The 18,642-nt window shown below is 59.9% G+C and carries 20 protein-coding genes; 14 read left to right on the top strand and 6 right to left on the bottom strand.

Features of this window, described 5'->3' with window-relative positions; all coding sequences use genetic code 11:
* Positions 1-13: 13 nt before the first annotated feature.
* On the bottom strand, positions 14-814 hold the full coding sequence (locus BN1012_RS00620; RefSeq protein WP_043948095.1) for an undecaprenyl-diphosphate phosphatase: 801 nt from the start codon (positions 812-814) through the stop codon (positions 14-16).
* Between the two features lie 136 nt (positions 815-950).
* Here BN1012_RS00620 and BN1012_RS00615 point away from each other — a divergent pair, with 136 nt between their 5' ends.
* Entirely contained in the window at positions 951-1,643 is a 693-nt protein-coding gene (locus BN1012_RS00615; protein ID WP_043950449.1) for a glutathione S-transferase family protein, read from the top strand.
* 17 nt (positions 1,644-1,660) lie between these two features.
* Here BN1012_RS00615 and BN1012_RS00610 read toward each other — a convergent pair whose 3' ends face one another.
* A complete protein-coding gene (locus BN1012_RS00610; protein WP_171815877.1) occupies positions 1,661-2,479 on the bottom strand; it encodes a tetratricopeptide repeat protein in 819 nt (272 codons plus the stop codon).
* Positions 2,480-2,551: 72 nt separating this feature from the next.
* Here BN1012_RS00610 and BN1012_RS00605 point away from each other — a divergent pair, with 72 nt between their 5' ends.
* The gene (locus tag BN1012_RS00605; RefSeq protein WP_043948094.1) at positions 2,552-3,427 is read left to right on the top strand and encodes an SDR family oxidoreductase; all 876 of its coding nucleotides are present in this window, start codon (positions 2,552-2,554) and stop codon (positions 3,425-3,427) included.
* On the opposite strand, the gene BN1012_RS00600 is transcribed toward BN1012_RS00605, so the two are convergent.
* Positions 3,424-4,200 carry an alpha/beta hydrolase gene (locus BN1012_RS00600; protein WP_043948093.1) on the bottom strand — a complete coding sequence of 259 codons (777 nt, stop codon included), beginning with the start codon at positions 4,198-4,200 and terminating at the stop codon, positions 3,424-3,426. The genes BN1012_RS00605 and BN1012_RS00600 overlap by 4 nt on opposite strands.
* Positions 4,201-4,240: 40 nt before the next feature.
* Between BN1012_RS00600 and BN1012_RS00595 the strand changes: the two genes are divergently transcribed.
* The 6 genes from BN1012_RS00595 to BN1012_RS17585 all read left to right on the top strand — a co-directional run bounded on the left by BN1012_RS00595 (position 4,241) and on the right by BN1012_RS17585 (position 9,695).
* Complete coding sequence (locus tag BN1012_RS00595) at positions 4,241-5,440, top strand: glycosyltransferase family 4 protein (protein ID WP_043948092.1); 1,200 nt, start codon at positions 4,241-4,243, stop codon at positions 5,438-5,440.
* Complete coding sequence (locus BN1012_RS00590) at positions 5,437-6,390, top strand: glycosyltransferase family 9 protein (RefSeq protein WP_043948091.1); 954 nt, start codon at positions 5,437-5,439, stop codon at positions 6,388-6,390. Before BN1012_RS00595 ends, BN1012_RS00590 begins: the two co-directional genes overlap by 4 nt.
* A 136-nt stretch (positions 6,391-6,526) precedes the next feature.
* Positions 6,527-7,048, top strand: coding sequence for a translation initiation factor IF-3 (infC, locus tag BN1012_RS00585; RefSeq protein WP_043948090.1), 522 nt, complete (start codon positions 6,527-6,529; stop codon positions 7,046-7,048).
* Between the two features lie 95 nt (positions 7,049-7,143).
* On the top strand, positions 7,144-8,097 hold the full coding sequence (locus tag BN1012_RS00580) for an alpha/beta hydrolase (protein ID WP_043948089.1): 954 nt from the start codon (positions 7,144-7,146) through the stop codon (positions 8,095-8,097).
* Between the two features lie 73 nt (positions 8,098-8,170).
* Positions 8,171-9,418, top strand: a complete 1,248-nt coding sequence (locus BN1012_RS00575; protein WP_043948088.1) for an LLM class flavin-dependent oxidoreductase — start codon at positions 8,171-8,173, stop codon at positions 9,416-9,418.
* Positions 9,419-9,518: 100 nt separating this feature from the next.
* Positions 9,519-9,695, top strand: a complete 177-nt coding sequence (locus BN1012_RS17585) for a hypothetical protein (protein ID WP_171815876.1) — start codon at positions 9,519-9,521, stop codon at positions 9,693-9,695.
* Between the two features lie 121 nt (positions 9,696-9,816).
* Here BN1012_RS17585 and BN1012_RS00570 read toward each other — a convergent pair whose 3' ends face one another.
* A complete protein-coding gene (locus BN1012_RS00570) occupies positions 9,817-10,659 on the bottom strand; it encodes a dienelactone hydrolase family protein (RefSeq protein WP_043948087.1) in 843 nt (280 codons plus the stop codon).
* 240 nt (positions 10,660-10,899) lie between these two features.
* Between BN1012_RS00570 and rpmI the strand changes: the two genes are divergently transcribed.
* From rpmI to lepA, 6 genes are all read left to right on the top strand, one after another.
* Positions 10,900-11,097: a 50S ribosomal protein L35 gene (gene rpmI, locus BN1012_RS00565; protein WP_043948086.1), complete on the top strand. Its 198-nt coding sequence runs from the start codon at positions 10,900-10,902 to the stop codon at positions 11,095-11,097.
* A 37-nt stretch (positions 11,098-11,134) separates the two neighbouring features.
* Complete coding sequence (gene rplT, locus BN1012_RS00560) at positions 11,135-11,491, top strand: 50S ribosomal protein L20 (protein ID WP_043948085.1); 357 nt, start codon at positions 11,135-11,137, stop codon at positions 11,489-11,491.
* A gap of 151 nt (positions 11,492-11,642) precedes the next feature.
* Complete coding sequence (gene pheS, locus BN1012_RS00555) at positions 11,643-12,737, top strand: phenylalanine--tRNA ligase subunit alpha (protein ID WP_043948084.1); 1,095 nt, start codon at positions 11,643-11,645, stop codon at positions 12,735-12,737.
* Complete coding sequence (gene pheT / locus BN1012_RS00550; RefSeq protein ID WP_043948083.1) at positions 12,734-15,127, top strand: phenylalanine--tRNA ligase subunit beta; 2,394 nt, start codon at positions 12,734-12,736, stop codon at positions 15,125-15,127. The genes pheS and pheT overlap by 4 nt, the downstream gene beginning before the upstream one ends.
* A gap of 78 nt (positions 15,128-15,205) precedes the next feature.
* A complete protein-coding gene (locus BN1012_RS00545; protein WP_171815875.1) occupies positions 15,206-16,057 on the top strand; it encodes an ion transporter in 852 nt (283 codons plus the stop codon).
* 68 nt (positions 16,058-16,125) lie between these two features.
* Positions 16,126-17,928 (top strand): translation elongation factor 4, encoded by a 1,803-nt coding sequence (gene lepA, locus BN1012_RS00540; protein WP_043948082.1) that lies wholly within the window; start codon positions 16,126-16,128, stop codon positions 17,926-17,928.
* Positions 17,929-17,934: 6 nt separating this feature from the next.
* Here lepA and BN1012_RS00535 read toward each other — a convergent pair whose 3' ends face one another.
* Positions 17,935-18,216: a hypothetical protein gene (locus BN1012_RS00535; protein WP_043948081.1), complete on the bottom strand. Its 282-nt coding sequence runs from the start codon at positions 18,214-18,216 to the stop codon at positions 17,935-17,937.
* Between the two features lie 45 nt (positions 18,217-18,261).
* Entirely contained in the window at positions 18,262-18,567 is a 306-nt protein-coding gene (locus tag BN1012_RS00530; protein WP_043948080.1) for a hypothetical protein, read from the bottom strand.
* Between the last annotated feature and the right edge of the window lie 75 nt (positions 18,568-18,642).

Raw genomic sequence — 18,642 nt, 5'->3', positions numbered from 1 at the left:
CCATTTCCGCCGGCTAGATGTACAGCCACAGCAGCAGGACCACGCCAAGCACCACGCGGTAAATCACGAATGGTGTCAGCGACATGCGTTCCAGCAGTCGCATGAAGACTGCTATCGCCGCCCATGCCACCAGAAACGACAAGATCGCGGCAATGACGGCGTCGCTTTGCAGCGTCACGTCGCTGGTCTGGGCAAGCCTCATGGTTGCGACCAAGCCAGCGCCCAGAATGGTGGGAATGGCCAGCAGCATTGAGAATCGAGCTGCTTCCTTGCGATCAAATCCCAAAAAGCGAGCCGCCATCATCGTAACGCCGGACCGGCTGGCCCCAGGGACAACCGCTGCCACCTGCGCCACGCCGACAATGATGGCGCGGGTCCAGGTCATGTCTCCAAGGGTCTGATCGGTCGCGCCGGCCCTGTCGCTCCAATACAGCAACACGGCAAAAATCATGTTGGCCCAGGCAACCACTTGCGCTGCCCGCAGCAATTCCGTGGCCTGCATGCTCGCAAGTGAAAAGCCTATGATGCCGATCGGGACACTGGCGACGACCAGATAGAGCGCCAAGCGTCCTGCCTGTGTCACGTGCCCACGGAGCAGGGCTAGCGTGCCGACAATCAGCTCAACAACGTCTTTACGAAAATAGATGAGGACCGCGAAGAGCGACCCCACATGGATCGCCACATCGATCAGCACACCCTGATCGGCCCAGCCGGTCAGCTCGTCCACCAGTGCCAGATGGCCGGACGAAGAGATCGGCAGGAACTCGGTCAGGCCCTGAATAATGGCCAGGACGATCAGTTGGCTAATGGGCATTGGGCGGGTCCGGAGGAATCATGCTGCACTCACTATAGGCGCCATTCATTACGCAATAGTGGCGGTAAAACAATTGTGGGTTTTATCCAATTGGGGCATCGCGTGCGCCAGCGAATAAGCTACAGTGCGCCCCAGCATGAGACGCCTCATTCATCAGCCTCTTGATCCGTTCTGCCGCAAGGTCCGCCTGGCGCTTGCGGAAAAGAAACTCGCCTTCGAACTGGAGGTTGAAAAGCCGTGGGACCGGCGCGAAGAATTTCTGGCGCTCAATCCCGCTGGCACCGTGCCCGTTCTGGTTGAGCAGGATGGCGCCATTTTCTCGGGCCACCGTGCGATTACCGAGTATCTGGACGAGTTTTATCGCGATCCTGATGGCGGCCTGGTTCTGTTGCCTGGCAATCCGATTGAACGCGCAGAAGCGCGGCGTATTGCGGACTGGTTCGACGAGAAGTTTGCCGAGGAAGTCACTCGTACTCTGGTCGACGAAAAAATCCTCAAGCGGTTTTTGCCACGCGACCTGGGTGGCGGCCCGCCGGACACCGAAACCGTGCGCATCGGCATGCACAATGTCAGCTATCACCTGGACTATATTTCGTTTCTGGTGGAACGCCGCAACTGGCTCGCCGGGGAAGAAATGACCCTTGCAGATCTGACAGCGGCTGCGCATCTGTCGGCGGTTGATTATCTTGGCAATGTTCCGTGGTCGGACTTTCCGCAGTCCAAAGACTGGTATGCGCGCATCAAATCGCGGCCATCCTTCAGGGCGTTGCTGGCTGACAACGTGCCGGGCATGCCTGCGGCGCGCCACTACGCCAATCTTGATTTCTAGTTCTTGCCGTTATGGTCTTATGGCTTGTCGACATCCAGGTCTTCAAGGCTACGCTGGGCATCCTTCAGCGCTTCCGCATCGGGATGCTCGGGACCAACCTCGCCAACAATGCGCGCCACCGCAACCCAGTCTGCGCGGGCACCGGCATCATCGCCCTGTGCCAGACGAATGGCGCCGCGTTCAACCAGTACATAGGGACCGTCCGGCTGCAATGCGAGGGCACGTGAAATGTCTTCGCTGGCTCCATCCAGCTTGCCTTGCGCGCGTTTGGCCCCGGCGCGCAGAACCAGAACATCCGCAGCATCGGGCCGTATGGCCAACGCCTGATTGAGGTCCGCTTCTGCAGCAGCAAAATCTCCAGCAGCCGCATAGGCCCGACCACGGTCGACCAGAAACCCGGTATCGCCGGGGGTGAGGTTGAGGGCGGCTGTCAGGGCAATCGCTGCGTTTTCTCCGCTGCCTGCCAGCAGCCACGCATTGCCCGCTTGGGCCAGCAGGGCGGCCCGGTCTTCAGGTTCACCCGAGCCCGGCGCATCGGCCAGATCACCCAGACGCACGGCGGCTTCGCCGTACAGCTTCAACTCCACAAGGGCCAGCGCCTCGCAATGACGCGCGGCCGGACCGCCACCATTGGTGCGCCATTCCATCGCCTGATCGAACGCCTGGTCCGGGTCAACCTCCACCAGGCGCAGGCAGTCACGGTAGCGCGCGGCGGAATCAAGGTCCTGGGCATAGCTGCGGGCGGGCAGCACGAACACCATCAGGACGGCGACGCCGACAATCAGCAGGCCGACCCACAGAAAAAACAATCGTGCGGCATTTATCATCTCTCTCATGGGCGCTACCGTCGCGCGCAGCGGTGGCCATTTCAAGGCGCGCATTTGGCAACAAAAAGGATTCCTCCCTCGATGCCCCGTCTGTTCTGTTTTGGCCTTGGTTTTTCAGCGCTCACCTTCGCCCGGCGTATGCAGCAGCAAGGCTGGCGGGTTGCCGGAACATGCCGCAGCGAGGACAAAGCAGATGTCTTACGCGCCGAGGGCATTGACGCACACATCTTTGGTGATGCTCCCCTGGCTGATCCCGCACAGGCTCTGGCGGGCACAACGCATCTGCTTGCTTCAGTGCCCCCGGGCGACGATGGCGATCCGGTGATTGCCAGCCATGGCAATGACATACAGGCCATCCAGGGCCTTGAATGGATCGGATATCTTTCGACCACCGGCGTTTATGGCGATCGCAAGGGTGGCTATGTGAATGAGACCAGCATATTGCTGCCATCGACCGAACGCGGCAAAAAGCGTGTCACTGCGGAGCTTGTCTGGCAGGATCTGGCTGCTGCGATGAACGTGCCCCTGCACATGTTCCGGCTGGCGGGCATTTATGGACCCGGGCGTAATCAACTGGTCAGCCTGCGCAAAGGCAAGGCGCGTCGGGTTGAAAAACCTGGACAGGTATTCTCGCGCATTCACGTCGATGACATTGCCCAGATACTTGAGGCGGCAGCCACCAGCGGGCTGCCAACGCAGCCGTTCAATGTGTGCGACAACGAAGCTGGCCCTCCGCAGGACGTTGTGGCGTATGCAGCCGAGCTACTGGGCATGGACCCGCCCCCGCTGGTGCCTTTCGATGAGGCGGAGATGTCGCCCATGGGCCGCAGCTTCTATGCGGAATCAAAACGGGTGAAGAACGACCGCATCAAGGATGATCTGGGCGTGGTTCTGAAGTACCCGACCTATCGCGAAGGCCTCAAGGCGCTGGCGGATGCCGGGGACGGGAAAGCCTAGGTGCCGGTAACATCATCCAGAGCCTGATGCAGCCGGACGATGTCTGCCGGCGTGGACAGGCGATGGTCGCCGGATTTGACCAGCGTATAGGCCACGTCATCGCCCTCCAGGGCTTCCACCAGCATAAGCGCGTGCTGCCACGGCACATCGTCGTCGCACATGCCCTGCAGAATGCGCACAGGGCAGGTCACCGGGATGGGCTTGTCGAGGATGAGATGATTCCGGCCTTCCTCGATTAGCCGACGGGTAATGATGTAAGGCTCATCATCATAGTCAGATGGTTGGTTGTACCGGCCCTCGTCCATAATCGTGCGGCGTATTTCGTCGGAAAACCCGGCCCACATCAGCTTTTCCGTAAAATCCGGGGCCGGCGCGATGAGCACCATGCCCTTGAGGCGATCGCCTTCGCCTGCAGCCTGCAGCGCTTGGGCTGCGAGAAGAGACAGCCAGCCGCCCATGCTGGACCCAACCAGAACCACAGGGCCGGGAGCCAGGTCCCGCAGCACTTGCAGCCCGCCTTCAAGCCAGCGACCAATTGTGCCGTCTGTGAAGTCACCGGAAGATGCCCCGTGTCCGAAATAGTCAAACCGGACAAAAGCCTGGCCCCGTTCTTTTGCCCAGTCGTCCAGCGCGGTTGCTTTTGTGCCCGTCATGTCCGACTTAAAGCCGCCGAACCAGACCACCGTGGGGCCGCGTCCATCGCGCGCCTGAAAAGCGAGCGTTTCGCCGTCGGGACGGGTAAGGTTCTGGAACGTATTTTCTGATTGGGTCATAAGGCCTGAATTCACTTGGTACTTGGGAGCACAAGAGCTCTTGGAACACACGGACAGCCAGCTTACCAAGCCCGGCGTGCTGCAGGTAATCCCTCAGCTTGACGCAGGGGGTGCTGAGCGCTCCTGCGTGGAGATTGCCAGCGCGGTTGCGGCTAATGGCTGGCGGTCGTTTGTGGCCACCAGTGGGGGGCGGCTTGAAACGGAGCTGCTGCGGGCGGGCGTCACCGTGTTTCATATGGATGCCGCCTCCAAGAACCCGATGGTCATGATGGAAAACATTGGCAAGCTGCGCCGGATCATCCGGGCGCGCGACATATCCATCGTCCATGCCCGCAGCCGGGCGCCGGCATGGAGTGCCATGGCAGCAGCCAATGCCGAGTATCGCCATTTCGTCACGACGTATCATAGCAAGGTCCACGACAAGCCGCGCTGGAAGGTGTTCTATAATTCAGTGATGGCCCGGGGCGAAGCTGTGATTGCCAACTCACAATTCACCGCTGATCGCATCATGATGGCCCATGGGACACCGGTCGAGACGGTACATCCCATTCCCCGCGGCTTTGATCTTGAGACCTTTGATCCCGACAGCGTCGATCAGGCGCGCGTTCAGACGCTGAAGAACGAATGGGGTGTTGAGGGCGACAACCGTCCTTTGGTTGTGCTGCCCGCCCGTCTGACCCGCTGGAAGGGTCCGCTGCTTTTGATTGACGCCGCAGCCAAGACCACCCTGCCCGCAAGATTTGTCATCGCAGGCGATGCACAGGGGCGGGAAGACTTTGAAGCGGAAGTCCGCCAGCACATTTCGGATCTTGGCCTCATGGAGCAGGTGACGCTGGCAGGGCACATCAGCGATATGGCCGCAGCCTACAAGGCGGCGGACATTGTCGTTTCCGCCTCCCTTGACCCTGAACCATTCGGACGCATCGGCGTGGAAGCACAGGCCATGGGCAAACGCATGATCGCGCCGGACCATGGCGGGGCGCGTGAGCAATTCATCACGGACCCTGCCCATCAGCGTACCGGCTGGCTGTTTGAGCCCGGCAATGCGGAGGCCCTCGCGTCGGTGCTTGATGACGCGCTTGCCATGTCGGCCGAGGACGCATCTCAGATGGGCGCGCGGGCGCGGGCCCATGCGCTCAGCTCTTTCACCTCAGCGGCCATGTGTGCCTCAACCCTGGATGTTTATCGTGATGTCCTGAGCGGTGCGGCGAGCGCCCGAAAGGCCGCCGTAACTTCATGAGTAGGGAAAACATTCTGATCATCAAGCTGGGCGCGCTTGGGGATTTTGTTCAGGCGCTTGGTCCCTTTGCCGCCATCCGCACCCATCACGATGCGCTGGATGAGACGGGCCACGCGCACATTACCTTGCTCACAACGCCGGCCTTTGCAGGTCTTGCCAAAGACTCAGGCTATTTCGACGACATCTGGGACGACGGGCGCACAAAGGGCTTTGGGTCACTGCTGTCGCTGGTTCGCCGCATGAGCTGGGCAAAGTTCACGCGCGTCTATGACCTTCAGACGTCCTCGCGCTCGTCCATGTATTTTCACCTGCTTTGGCCACGCACCGAGTGGTCCGGCATTGCACGGGGATGCTCACACCCGCACGCCAACACACGCCGCGATTTCATGCACACCATTGATAGACAGGCCGAGCAGCTGCGGGATGCCGGCATCGCTGACACACCGATGCCTGATCCCACACGGCTTGCCGGCTCCAGATCAGCGGTGGAGATGATTGGATCGGATGCGCCCTATGGTCTCATGGTGCCTGGCGCTGCGCCCCACCGCCCGGCCAAGCGCTGGCCTGCCAGCCATTTTGCGCAGGTCGCGCGTGATTGGGCCGCACAAGGCATCCGCCCGGTCATTTTGGGGTCGAAGAGCGAAAAACCCCTCGCGCAGGACATCGCGGAGAGCGAATCCACGGCCCTCGATCTTGCCGGAGACACTAGCCTCAATGACATCGTCACCCTGGCCCTGAGTGCAAAAATGGCTGTGGGCAACGATACAGGGCCCATGCATCTCATATCGCTCAGCGGCACACCGAGCGTGGCACTGTTTGGCTCAGACAGTGATCCCGCCCTATGCGCACCGCGCGGACCAAGGGTCAGTATCCTCGCCGGGCCGGAGATTTCCGCGCATTCTCCTGACGACGTTAAGTCCGCGTTGGCGAAACTTGCCGGAATAACTTGAATTTCAGTCGGATTCGCGAAATATAGGCGCTTCAACACCTTGTGTTTCACTGGACGGGGCTTGCGGGACTGTATGAATGAACGTTTCTCCCGCGCCGTCCTGACGGGAGAGTAACGACATCGCACGCCGCCCCAATATGGCGCCCCCTCAAAAACAAGAGGGCCCGCGCGCCAATGACCAGATCAATGTTCCAGATGTTCGGCTGATTGATGCCGAAGGCGAAAATGTAGGCGTCGTCGCCACAGACCGCGCCATGGAAATGGCCTCCGAGGTTGGCCTTGATCTGGTGGAGGTTTCTCCCACCGCCAAGCCGCCGGTCGCCAAGATCATGGATCTGGGCAAATACAAGTATCAGGCCCAGAAGAAAGCCGCCGAAGCGCGCAAGAACCAGAAAACGGTCGACGTCAAAGAAATCAAAATGCGCCCGAACATCGACACGCATGATTACGACGTGAAGATGCGCAACATGCTTCGCTTCTTTGAAGAAGGCGACAAGGTGAAGGTCACCCTGCGCTTCCGCGGCCGTGAAATGGCCCACCAGGAACTCGGCATGAAACTACTCCACAAGGTCCGTGACCAGGTGGACGAGATTGCCAAGGTGGAACTCCACCCCAAGCTTGAAGGCCGCCAGATGATCATGGTGCTGGCACCGCGCTAGGCACCTGTTGTTTCGAAAAATGCCCGTGTCCAGATGGATCCGGGCATTTTTTATGCTCCCACTCGCTCGTTCACCAAATCCATCAGGGAGAAACCATGAGCACCCGCCACCTTGTTGATCCGGACCTGCAATCGTTTCTGGATGTGTTTCCTACACTTGAACTTTCAACCGAGGCTTTGCCGGGCATACGTGAGCTGATGGCCAGCATGGCTGTGCTTGGTGATCCGGCGGAGCATGATGTCACCCGTCGCGAAATCAAGGTGCCAGGGCTCAAGGGTGCGCCGGATGTTCGATGCCTGGTTTACGAGAGCAATAAGAGCTCCGGCGCCCGCCCGGGCTTCCTGCATATCCATGGCGGCGGATATATCGGCGGCAATGTGGAAGGTTCTGACCAGCGCAACACGCGGATTGCAGCACAGCTCGGCGTGACCGTTGTTTCCGTCGAGTACCGACTGGCACCCGAACACCCCTATCCTGCACCGCTTGATGACTGCGCTGATGCACTTGCGTGGCTGTTTGACAATGCGGGCGAGTTGAATGTGGACGCTGCGCGCATTGCCGTGGGGGGTGACAGTGCCGGTGGCGGGTTGGCGGCAGCCCTTGTCCAGCGCACCCATGCGGAAGGAAAATACACAATCGCGTTCCAGCATCTTGTCTATCCCATGCTGGATGACCGCACGACAGCACCGGGCGCAACACCTGATCCGCTTACGGGCGAGTTCGTGTGGACGGCGGACGCCAATGTGTTCGGCTGGGCGTCCTATCTGGGTGACGCTGATCCCGCCGCCCCGGCTGTGCCAGCCCGCGCGCAGAGCGTGGAAGGACTGCCGCCCACATGGATCGGTGTCGGCAGCCTTGATCTGTTTTTGGATGAAGACATCGCCTATGCCCGTCGGCTGACGGCGGCAGGCGTCGCAACGGAATTGCAGGTCTATCCGGCCGCCTATCACGGCTTTGTCTTTGTGCAGGACGCGCCGGTGTCTCAACGGTTTGAGCGGGATTATCTGGAATCGCTGGGTCGCGGCCTGGGCGTTTACGAGCCAGCCTAACGCAGCTTTTTTGCATTCCAGCCAATCGGCGTCATACTTCTCCAGAAAACAAAAAACATGGGAGGGGACACCGATGCGCTTTGGGGTCTTTTACGAACTTCAGCTGCCACGCCCCTGGGGTGAGCACGGGGAACATCGTCTTTTCAAGGAGGCGCTGGACCAGATCGTTCTCGCGGACAAGCTTGGTTACGACTATGCGTGGGAGGTGGAGCACCACTTCCTTGAGGAGTACTCCCACTCCGCAGCACCGGAAGTGTTTCTCGCCGCCGCCGCAGGGCAAACCAAAAACATCCGGTTGGGCCATGGCATTCGGCAGGTGATTGCCAACTACAATCACCCGGCCCGCACGGCTGAGTGCATCGGAACGCTTGATCTCATTTCAGATGGCCGTGTGGACTTTGGCATTGGCGAGGGCGCAACGCGTCTTGAGCTTGGCGGCTTTGACATTCCCGCGCGGGAAAAACGCGAGATGTCCCTGGAGGCAGCCGAGCAGATCGCCAACATGATGGTGATGGACCCCTATCCGGGGTTTGAAGGCAAGACCTTCTCCATGCCGTGCCGCAATGTGATCCCCAAACCAATGCAGAAGCCGCATCCGCCCATGTGGATGGCCTGCACCAATCGCGACACCATCAAGGTGGCGGCGTCTCTTGGTCTCGGCGCGCTGGCGTTCTCATTTGTTGATCCCGACGAAGCCCGCGCGTGGGCCGACATCTATTACGGCATCATCAAGTCAGACCAGTGCGTACCGCTGGGCCATCGGGTCAATGCCAACATCGCCATGGTGTCGTCTTTCTCAATCCATCAGGACCGCGAGGAAGCAATCCGCCGTGGCCATGAAGGCTTTGAGTTCTTCGGCTATGCACTTGGGCGCATGGTGACGCAGGACTTCGTGCCGGGCCGTACGGATATGTGGGCGGAATATATCGAGCGTCGCGGTGACCGGACGGAGGACGTGATCAAGGAAGCCGCGTCCCAGGCCCCCGGCGGGCTTGGTGGCATCGGCACGCCGGACGACATGCGCGCGCATTTGAAAGCCATGCAGGAGGCCGGCGTTGATCAGGTGATCTTCATGCAGCAGGCGGGCAACAACTCCCACCAGCATATCTGCGAAAGTCTTGAGCTGTTTGCGTCTGACGTCATGCCGGACTTCAAGGCGGACGTTGCCAAGCGTGAGGCCCGGAAAGCTCAAGAGCTGGCGCCCTACATCGAGGCAGCCCTTGCCCGGAAACAGAAGATGGCGCCCATCGCGGACAAGGACATTCCGGTTATTCCAGCTGCGGTGTCGAAACCGCAGGTGAACCAGACGGCTGCGGAATAGGCAGAGATCTGCGACCCACTGACCGTGTGATATTTTCTGGGAACAACGCAGCGTCTGCATCGTTCTACTCCTGTCTGTAATTCAAACGGGAGTAGTCCTTATGACCGATCTGCTTAAAGCCCTCGCTGTAGTCACTGTGATGGCGGTCCCCGCCGGCGGGTGCGCGCTCGGCGTTGCAGCCGGTGCCGGATACACCGTGGCTGACGAGGTGAATGAAGGCGACGGCGAGTTTGACGTACTGGAAGACGTACGCGGCGAAGGTAACGGCGCCAACTAACCCGCACGCCTCTCCTCACGAAACCATCGCATCTTTCAACGATCGGTGATGGTGCGCGAAGCCTGGATGTTGCTCCCCTGTGGCGTCCGGGTTTTGCCGTGTCTGCTTGTCCAACCCCGGGCTATGCAGAAAGCCGCTGCTTGAAGAAGTCCAGAATGTTGTCACGTGCCATGGCTGTGGGCTCCCCCTCCTCATCAATGAGATGGGTGGTCACCACGCTGTGGGGCGTCGTCACAAACTTCTTGGCGAATTCAGGGAGGTCGGTGTTGGCCGCACTGTCTGGCAGCACATGGCCTTCGAAACGATCGCCCAGGGCTTCTGCATAGCGGGCAAACCGCTCTGCCTGGCAGAAGCTGTCCCCCTCAAAGCGATAGGCCAGCACCGTGAGGTCGTCGCGCTCCATGCGTGCACGCACGGCGGCCAGCTCTTCCGGTGGGCTTTCGACGGCGGCCTTGTCGTCGAGCGGCAGGGACGGCTGAGACAGCACCGGCGCCAGAACCGCGTCCTCAAGCATCATCGACAGAGCGAAATTGCCCGTGAAGCACATGCCGATGGCCCCAACGCCGGGGCCGCCACATTCTTCGTGGGCCAGTTTCGCCAGCGCCCGCAGCCAGATCGTGACCGGGCTGGCCTTGCCGTCCGGATTGCCTTTGGCAAAAGCCCGGAACTCAGCGCTGACGCACGCGTGTTGGAAGCTTTCAGAGCCTTCTTTTTCGGTGGGAACCGCGCCATCGCGGCCAAAAAGCGACGGCATATAGACCGTAAACCCAGCATCGCGCACCCAGCGGGCAAACCGCGACACATGGGGACTAATATTGGGCATTTCCGTCATCACGATGACCGCCGGGCCCGACCCCATGACATGCACCATCTTGGTGATGCCCGGCGTTGCCCCGTCCAGGGTGATCTCCCGATGGTCGAAATCATCCAGCGGATCATCTTCAAACATGCTTTGCGCAGACATCGGCACCTTTCTGAGTTTATATATTGAACTCAGCCTAGCGGATCATGTCCCAGCCCGGCAACAAAAAAGGGCATCAGGCATGACCGGAACGGGACCTCACTCCTCTTGCATCCCCCTTCTGGCCCCTCTATAACCCCGCCTCTTAGTGCCGCCTGGCCTGTAGGGCATGCCATGGCGGCTTTGTTGCTGTTCCAGCGCTGGATCAATGATCTGGCGCTTTGATTTGAAGGAAGACGCGAAATGCCCAAACTGAAGACAAAGAGCGGCGCCAAGAAGCGTTTCTCTCTTACGGCTAAAGGGAAAGTGCGCGCGGGCCAGGCCGGCAAGCGCCACGGCATGATCAAGCGAAGCCAAACCCAGATTCGTAATCTGCGTGGCACCACCATCCTGTCACCGCAGGATGCCAAGGTCGTCAAAAAGTTCCTGCCATACGGCTGAACGCCCCTTTTAGAAAATCGTTTGAGGAGAACCTGACATGGCACGTGTCAAACGGGGCGTCACAACTCACGCCCGTCATCGCAAAGTTATCAAGAAAGCCAAGGGCTATTACGGCGCCCGGAAGAACACCTTCCGTATCGCCACCCAGGCTGTCGACAAGGCTGGCCAGTACCAGTATCGCGACCGCAAGGTCCGCAAGCGGACGTTCCGTTCGCTTTGGATTCAGCGCATCAATGCTGCCACGCGTGAGCACGGCATGACTTATGGCCGATTTATCAACGGCCTCACGGTTGCCGGGATCGACGTGGACCGCAAAGTGCTGTCTGACATCGCGATCCGCGAACCTGAGGCCTTCAAGGCTCTGGTCGATCAGGCGGCCGCCGCGCTGAAGTAGTCCTTAGGACTCATCCACACGATAAACATCGCTGTTTGCCCGCGCGGGCTGCTGCCGGTTCCCACCAGAACCGACGAGCTGCCACGCGCGTGGCAACAGCGATTTTTTTATGCAACAAGGCCAAGATGCAAATGGCCGGAATTGAGACCAGATGAGCGACCTTCAGACCGAAGCGAAAACCCTCGAAGACCAGTTCACCTCTGCGATCGCAGATGCTGAAACCCTCGACGCGCTGGAACAGGTGCGCGTGGCCGCCCTTGGCAAGAAGGGGCGTGTCTCTGAACTGATGAAGGGCCTGGGCAAGATGAGCCCGGAAGAGCGCAAGGAAGCAGGCCCGCTTCTCAATGGCCTCAAGACGCGCATCGCCGACGCCATCACCGCGCGTCAGGCCATGCTGCATGAAGCAGCACTTGAAGTGCAGTTGGAACAGGAGCGCGTGGACGTCACGCTGCCCGTTGCCGCTGCGCCGGCGGAGCAGGGCCGCATCCACCCAAACTCACAGGTGATGGATGAGATCGTCGCTATCTTCGCCGACATGGGCTTTGACGTGAAGGAAGGTCCGGACATCGAAACGGACGAATACAACTTCACCGCCCTGAACATCCCGCCGGAGCACCCTGCCCGGCAGATGCATGACACGTTCTATTTCCATGAGCAGGAAGACGGCTCACGGCTGTTGCTCCGTACACATACAAGTCCCGTGCAGGTGCGCACCATGCGCAGCGAAAAGCCGCCGCATCGCTTCATTGCGCCGGGCCGCACGTTCCGCTGCGACAGTGACCAGACGCATACCCCGATGTTCCATCAGGTCGAAGGCATGGTCATTGATGAAACAACCCATATGGGTCACCTGCGCTGGACACTGGAAGAATTCGCCCGCGCCTACTTTGAAGTAGACAGCGTGGAAATGCGGTTCCGCCCCAGCTACTTCCCGTTCACGGAACCGTCCATGGAAGTGGACATCCGCTGTGATCGGTCTGGCAAGGACGTCAAGATCGGCCAGGGTGACGACTGGATGGAAATTCTGGGCTGCGGCATGGTCAATCCGAATGTGTTGTCCGCGTCCGGCCTCGACCCTGAGGTCTATCAGGGCTTTGCCTTCGGCATCGGCATTGATCGCCTCGCCATGCTGAAATATGGCGCACCTGATCTGCGGGCGTTCTTTGATGGCGACCTGCGCTGGCTCAAGCATTACGGGTTCTCGGCTCTGGATGTACCGTCTCTATACGGGGGGCTGAGCCGATGAAATTCTCCCTCTCCTGGCTCAAGGATCATCTTGAGACAACAGCCACGCTCGAAGACCTGTCTGACGCCCTGACCATGCTTGGGCTGGAAGTGGAAGAGATCCACGATCCGGCCAAGGCGCTTGGCGCATTCACCGTCGCGAAGATCATCAGCACGGAACAACACCCCAATGCGGACAAGCTGAGGCTCTGCAAAGTCGCCACGGCCAAGGGCGAGATGCAGGTTGTCTGTGGTGCACCCAATGCACGCGAAGGACTGACCGGCATTTTTGCGCCGGAAGGTGCCTATGTGCCCGGCATCGACATGACGTTGAAGCCAACCGAAATTCGCGGTGTACAGTCCAACGGCATGATGTGCTCGGAACGCGAGCTTGAACTGTCGGAAGAACACAACGGCATCATCGATCTTGAAGGTGACTTTGAGGTCGGCATGGCCGCGGCTGATGCCCTTGGCGTCAATGACCCCGTCATCGAGATCGCCATTACACCAAACCGGCCGGACTGCACCGGCGTGCGCGGCATTGCGCGCGACCTGGCGGCCATGGGCGTGGGCACCCTCAAGGCTGAAACCATCGAGGCCGTCCCCGGCACGTTTGAGAGTGACACCAAGGTTGAACTGAAATTCGACAGCGCCCCTGCCTGTCAGTTGTTCCTTGGACGGATGATCAAAGGTGTAAAGAACGGCCCGTCACCGGATTGGCTGCAGAAAAAGCTGCGCGCCATCGGCCTTCGTCCAATCAATGCGCTGGTGGACATCACCAACTACATGTCATTCGATCGTGCCCGTCCGCTGCATGTGTTTGATGCGGACAAGCTTTCAGGCACCGTGCATGCGCGCATGGGCCGGACGGGCGAAGAATTTCTGGCGCTCGACGGCAAGGAATACAAAGCCGACGACAGCATGTGTGTGATCGCCGACGATAACGGCATGCTCGGGCTTGGTGGCGTCATGGGCGGCGAAGCCACGGGCTGCACCGAGGACACGGTCAACGTGTTTGTGGAATGCGCGCTGTTTGACCCCATCACGATCGCGACAGCCGGTCGCAAGACAGGCATCACGTCCGACGCCCGTTTCCGCTTCGAGCGCGGCGTTGATCCGGAATTTGCTCACGACGGCATGGAAATGGCGACCCGCCTGATCCTCGACATGTGCGGCGGTGACGCCAGCACCGTTGAGAGTGCCGGTAGCATCCCGGAATGGCGCCGCGAAATTGCATTCGACACGGCACGGGTCCGCAAGCTCACCGGCCTGGAACTTAATGACGCGTGCATCTTCTCAATCCTTGAGGCTCTTGGGTTCGAGAGCGACAGCACCTCATCTCCGGCCAAGGTAACGCCACCGTCGTGGCGTCCTGATGTGCATGGCTCCGCAGACCTTGTTGAAGAAGCAGTGCGTGTACATGGCATCAATGAGGTGAAGCCAACGCCCCTGCCCCGTCTGCATGCCGTGGCGAAACCGATCCTCACGCCAATGCAGGGCCGTGTGCGCCTCGCCCGGCGTGGACTGGCCTCACGTGGCCTGTCTGAGGCCGTGACGTGGGCCTTCTGCTCAAAGCAGCAGGCGGAATTGTTCGGCGGCGGGCAAAAGGCGCTGGAGCTGGCAAATCCGATCTCGTCGGAACTGTCCGACATGCGCCCGAGCATTCTGGCAACCCTTGCAGCTGCTGCTCAGCGCAACATTGACCGGGGCATGCGCGACGTTGCGCTGTTTGAAGTCGGTGCCCACTACGCAGACGAAACTCCGGAAGGCCAGAGCACATCTGCCGCCGGCGTGCGCGCAGGCAACACCACCCGTGAATGGCAAGGGGCATCGGTTCCGGACGTCTTCACCGCCAAGGAAGATGCGCTGGCGGCTCTGGCCGCTGCAGGCGGACCTGCTGCCAATGCCCAGGTGTCGGCGGGCGCGTCCGAGTGGTACCACCCGGGCCGCTCCGGCCTGCTGACCCTTGGGCCCAAAGTTGTGCTGGCACAATTTGGTGAGCTGCATCCGCGCGTTGTTGAGGCCCTTGGCCTGTCGGGCCGTGTGGCTGCTTTCGAGGTCTATCTCGATGCCATCCCGGCTCCGCGCAAGAAGGCCACACGGTCTAGGCCACCGCTTGATGCTGCTGACCTGATGCCCGTTCGCCGTGACTTTGCTTTTGTCGTGTCCAAGGACGTGGCCGGCAGTGATTTGCTGAAGGCTGCCAGATCGGCAGACAAGAAGCTCATCACCGATGCACAGATCTTCGATATCTACGAAGGCGCTGGCATTGATGTGGCCAGCAAGTCGGTGGCTATTGAAGTCACGCTGCAGCCCACGGGGCAGACAATGACCGACAAGGACATTGATGCGGTGTCCGAGAAAATCGTTGCATCCGTGCACAATGCGACGGGCGGCACACTGCGCGGCTGACGGTACAGGCCGGGCGGGGGTAATGTGTGTCATTGGCTGTACGTGATTCGCTGCAGCACATGATGCGGATACATGCCCATGACCGCCCCGAATGATGCAACAGAGCCACCCTATGAGCAGGGCGCAGCTGAAGCCCGCAGCTGGTTTGACCGCCAGCTGCTGCTGGATTCGTGGGATGGGCGCGGCCTGTCGCCTCTGAACTGGGTGATCCTTGTTCTGATTATTCTCAGCGTCGTGCTGTTTACTGTCGAGACCATGGAAGGTTTGTCGCCCAACACGGCCTTTCTGCTAGATCTGGCCAATGATGCCGTTCTGCTGATCTTTGCCATCGAATTCTGTCTTCGCTTGTGGTGCGCCGGACAGACCCGCGGCGTCACGGGGCTGCGCAATCGCGTCCACTATGCCGGGCGGTTCTGGCTGTCGGTCGATTTCCTGGCGTTTGGCCCTGAACTGATCGTGCTGATCGCGACCGGTTTCATGGGGGCCGATATGGCATGGTTGCGCGCCTTCCGGCTGGCGCGGCTGTTCAAGCTGGCAAAGTATTTCGAGCCCGCGCGTGTGGTTATCAGGGTTCTACGGTCAACCTGGCGTCAGCTCCTGGTGGCTGCGGTAATTGCGTCGCTGGTGATCTATTCCGCTGCCGTCATCATGTACCTGTTTGAGCGCGACACCATGCCAGAGGCGTTTGGATCCATTCCCAAGGCCATGTGGTGGAGCGTGGTGACGCTCTCGACGGTGGGCTATGGCGATGTGGTGCCGGCCACCCTTGGGGGACGCATGGCGGCAGGGTTGCTCATTCTGGGCGCCATCGGCCTTGTGAGCCTGCCATCGGGCATTATTGCCGGTGCTTTTCAGGACGAATTGCGCCAGCAGCGCGAGCGCGAACGGCTTGAGGAGGAAGAAGAAGCAGGCCCCAAACCGGGCATGTGATCAACCGCGGGGCATGCGGCATCAATTCCGCTAGGCGCAAGGGTTTGCGGGTGCTATATGCCGCTGCAATGACTGACCTTTCTCATATCCGCAACTTCTCCATCGTGGCGCATATTGACCACGGCAAATCCACGCTGGCCGACCGGCTGATCCAGTTCACCGGTGGTCTTGCTGCGCGTGAGATGAAGCAGCAGGTGCTCGACTCGATGGATATCGAGCGCGAGCGCGGTATCACCATCAAGGCGCAGACGGTCCGGCTGGAATACACAGCCGACGACGGCCAGCCCTATGTGCTGAACCTGATCGACACGCCAGGCCATGTGGATTTCGCTTACGAGGTGAACCGCTCGCTGGCCGCCTGCGAGGGGTCGCTGCTGGTGGTCGATGCCAGTCAGGGCGTGGAAGCGCAGACCCTGGCGAATGTGTATCAGGCCATTGAGGTCGATCATGAAATCGTACCGGTCCTCAACAAGATCGACCTCCCCGCAGCCGAGCCCGACCGCATCAAACAGCAGATTGAGGATGTGATCGGTCTGGACGCATCGGAGGCACTCGAGATTTCTGCCAAGACCGGCCTTGGCATTGAGAGCGTGCTGGAAGCCATCGTGCACAAGTTGCCACCGCCCAAGGGCGACCGCTCTGCACCGCTCAAGGCCATGCTGGTGGATAGCTGGTACGATGCCTATCTGGGCGTCATCGTTCTTGTGCGCATCATCGATGGCGAGCTCAAGAAGGGCCAGCGCATCCATATGATGGCAACCGATGCCACCTACGGGGTGGATGAAGTTGGTGTGTTCCGTCCCAAGAAGGAAAAAGTTGCAAGTCTTGGCCCGGGTGAAATCGGCTATCTGACGGCCTCTATCAAGCAGGTTGCCGACACGGCTGTGGGCGACACGATTACTGATGAAAAACGCCCGACGGCAGAAGCTCTGACCGGCTTCAAACCGGCGCAGCCGGTTGTCTTCTGCGGCCTCTTTCCGGTGGACGCGGCGCAGTTTGAAGACCTGCGCGATTCACTTGGCAAGTTGCGCCTCAATGACGCCAGCTTTGAGTATGAGATGGAAACGTCAGCGGCATTGGGTTTCGGCTTCCGCTGCGGGTTCCTTGGCCTGCTTCATCTTGAGATCATCCGTGAACGGATTGAGCGTGAGTTCAACATCGATCTCATTACCACCGCGCCAAGTGTGGTCTATCACATGCACATGACCGACGGTGAGATGGTGGAGTTGCACAATCCCGCTGACATGCCGGACCCGATGAAGATCGAAACCATCGAAGAGCCCTGGATCCGGGCAACGATCCTGGTGCCGGATGAATATCTCGGAGCAGTCCTCAAACTATGCGAAGACCGGCGCGGCGTGCAGCAGGATCTGACCTATGTGGGCGGCCGGGCCATGGCCGTTTACCGCCTGCCTCTCAATGAGGTTGTGTTCGACTTCTATGACCGGCTCAAATCTGTCACCAAGGGCTATGCCAGCTTCGACTACAACATCGAAGACTATCAGCCGGGCAATCTGGTGAAGATGTCCGTTCTGGTGAACGCGGAACCCGTGGATGCATTGGCGATGATCGTGCACAAGGAACGGGCTGAGGCACGTGGACGGGGCATGTGCGAGAAGCTCAAGGACCTGATCCCGCGCCACCTGTTCAAGATACCGGTGCAGGCAGCCATCGGCGGCCGGGTGATTGCCCGCGAGACCATCGCGGCCATGCGCAAGGACGTGACGGCCAAGTGCTACGGCGGTGACGCGACGCGTAAGCGCAAGCTCCTCGACAAGCAGAAAGAGGGCAAGAAGCGCATGCGTCAGTTTGGCAAGGTGGACATTCCGCAGGAAGCATTCATCTCAGCGCTGAAGATGGACGACAACTAGTCCAACTCAGGCCTTGCGGGCACGTAGCCATGCACCGAGGAAACACAGCAGCGCCAGCAGACCGAAGAACACGGTTGCAGGTTGGCCAAGTACCCAGATTGCGTAGGGGTCCCAGATTTCCGGTGACAGATAGCGCTGGGTGATGGCCTGGCTCAGGTTCAGTGAACCGGAGTGGATGGCAAACCACACCTCTCCCAAAGACGCCATGCCTGATCTGGACACAACATCGCTGATGGCGGCACCAATGGCCGCGCCCAGAAACAGGACTGTCAGAACACGCAATATCATGGTGCTGACGATCCTGCTTCGAGATTAAGGCGGTGTTACGACCGGCTAACCGTTTCGGGGGCGGAAGATTAGGGCAATGATGATGCCCAGCACGCCCAGAACCGCCCAAGCGGGATAGCTGAGAACTGACACTACGCCAGGATCCCATGCGGCAGGCGGCAGGGTGACTTCAGCCCACGCCTTGAAGCTCTCAAGTGATGTCGCGCCAAGGCGGCCATCAAGTAGCGCCCAGACTTCAGCAAAAGAGTTGATGCCGACTTCACCGGACTCAAGTGAGCGCAGCACATCCGCGCCGAAAACCATCAAGGCGCCTGCAATAAGCACCAGACCGAGCAAACGAAAGATAACCATTGTAAAGGCCCCCCAATATTGGCCAAACGCGGATACTCAGCGCTTCGTGAAACACAATCAGGGGCATCCCCATGC

This window comes from Candidatus Phaeomarinobacter ectocarpi (genome assembly GCF_000689395.1).
Lineage (GTDB): Bacteria > Pseudomonadota > Alphaproteobacteria > CGMCC-115125 > CGMCC-115125 > Pyruvatibacter > Pyruvatibacter ectocarpi.
Note: the sequence above shows the minus strand (reverse complement) of the source record. Positions and strands in the feature narration are given on the sequence as shown.

Coding starts and splice junctions, on each gene's coding strand:
- BN1012_RS00620 (WP_043948095.1), bottom strand. CDS start 814: ATGCCCATTAGCCAACTGATCGTCCTGGCCATTATTCAGGGCCTGACC.
- BN1012_RS00615 (WP_043950449.1), top strand. CDS start 951: ATGAGACGCCTCATTCATCAGCCTCTTGATCCGTTCTGCCGCAAGGTC.
- BN1012_RS00610 (WP_171815877.1), bottom strand. CDS start 2,479: ATGAGAGAGATGATAAATGCCGCACGATTGTTTTTTCTGTGGGTCGGC.
- BN1012_RS00605 (WP_043948094.1), top strand. CDS start 2,552: ATGCCCCGTCTGTTCTGTTTTGGCCTTGGTTTTTCAGCGCTCACCTTC.
- BN1012_RS00600 (WP_043948093.1), bottom strand. CDS start 4,200: ATGACCCAATCAGAAAATACGTTCCAGAACCTTACCCGTCCCGACGGC.
- BN1012_RS00590 (WP_043948091.1), top strand. CDS start 5,437: ATGAGTAGGGAAAACATTCTGATCATCAAGCTGGGCGCGCTTGGGGAT.
- infC (WP_043948090.1), top strand. CDS start 6,527: ATGGCGCCCCCTCAAAAACAAGAGGGCCCGCGCGCCAATGACCAGATC.
- BN1012_RS00580 (WP_043948089.1), top strand. CDS start 7,144: ATGAGCACCCGCCACCTTGTTGATCCGGACCTGCAATCGTTTCTGGAT.
- BN1012_RS00575 (WP_043948088.1), top strand. CDS start 8,171: ATGCGCTTTGGGGTCTTTTACGAACTTCAGCTGCCACGCCCCTGGGGT.
- BN1012_RS17585 (WP_171815876.1), top strand. CDS start 9,519: ATGACCGATCTGCTTAAAGCCCTCGCTGTAGTCACTGTGATGGCGGTC.
- BN1012_RS00570 (WP_043948087.1), bottom strand. CDS start 10,659: ATGTCTGCGCAAAGCATGTTTGAAGATGATCCGCTGGATGATTTCGAC.
- rpmI (WP_043948086.1), top strand. CDS start 10,900: ATGCCCAAACTGAAGACAAAGAGCGGCGCCAAGAAGCGTTTCTCTCTT.
- rplT (WP_043948085.1), top strand. CDS start 11,135: ATGGCACGTGTCAAACGGGGCGTCACAACTCACGCCCGTCATCGCAAA.
- pheS (WP_043948084.1), top strand. CDS start 11,643: ATGAGCGACCTTCAGACCGAAGCGAAAACCCTCGAAGACCAGTTCACC.
- pheT (WP_043948083.1), top strand. CDS start 12,734: ATGAAATTCTCCCTCTCCTGGCTCAAGGATCATCTTGAGACAACAGCC.
- BN1012_RS00545 (WP_171815875.1), top strand. CDS start 15,206: ATGACCGCCCCGAATGATGCAACAGAGCCACCCTATGAGCAGGGCGCA.
- lepA (WP_043948082.1), top strand. CDS start 16,126: ATGACTGACCTTTCTCATATCCGCAACTTCTCCATCGTGGCGCATATT.
- BN1012_RS00535 (WP_043948081.1), bottom strand. CDS start 18,216: ATGATATTGCGTGTTCTGACAGTCCTGTTTCTGGGCGCGGCCATTGGT.
- BN1012_RS00530 (WP_043948080.1), bottom strand. CDS start 18,567: ATGGTTATCTTTCGTTTGCTCGGTCTGGTGCTTATTGCAGGCGCCTTG.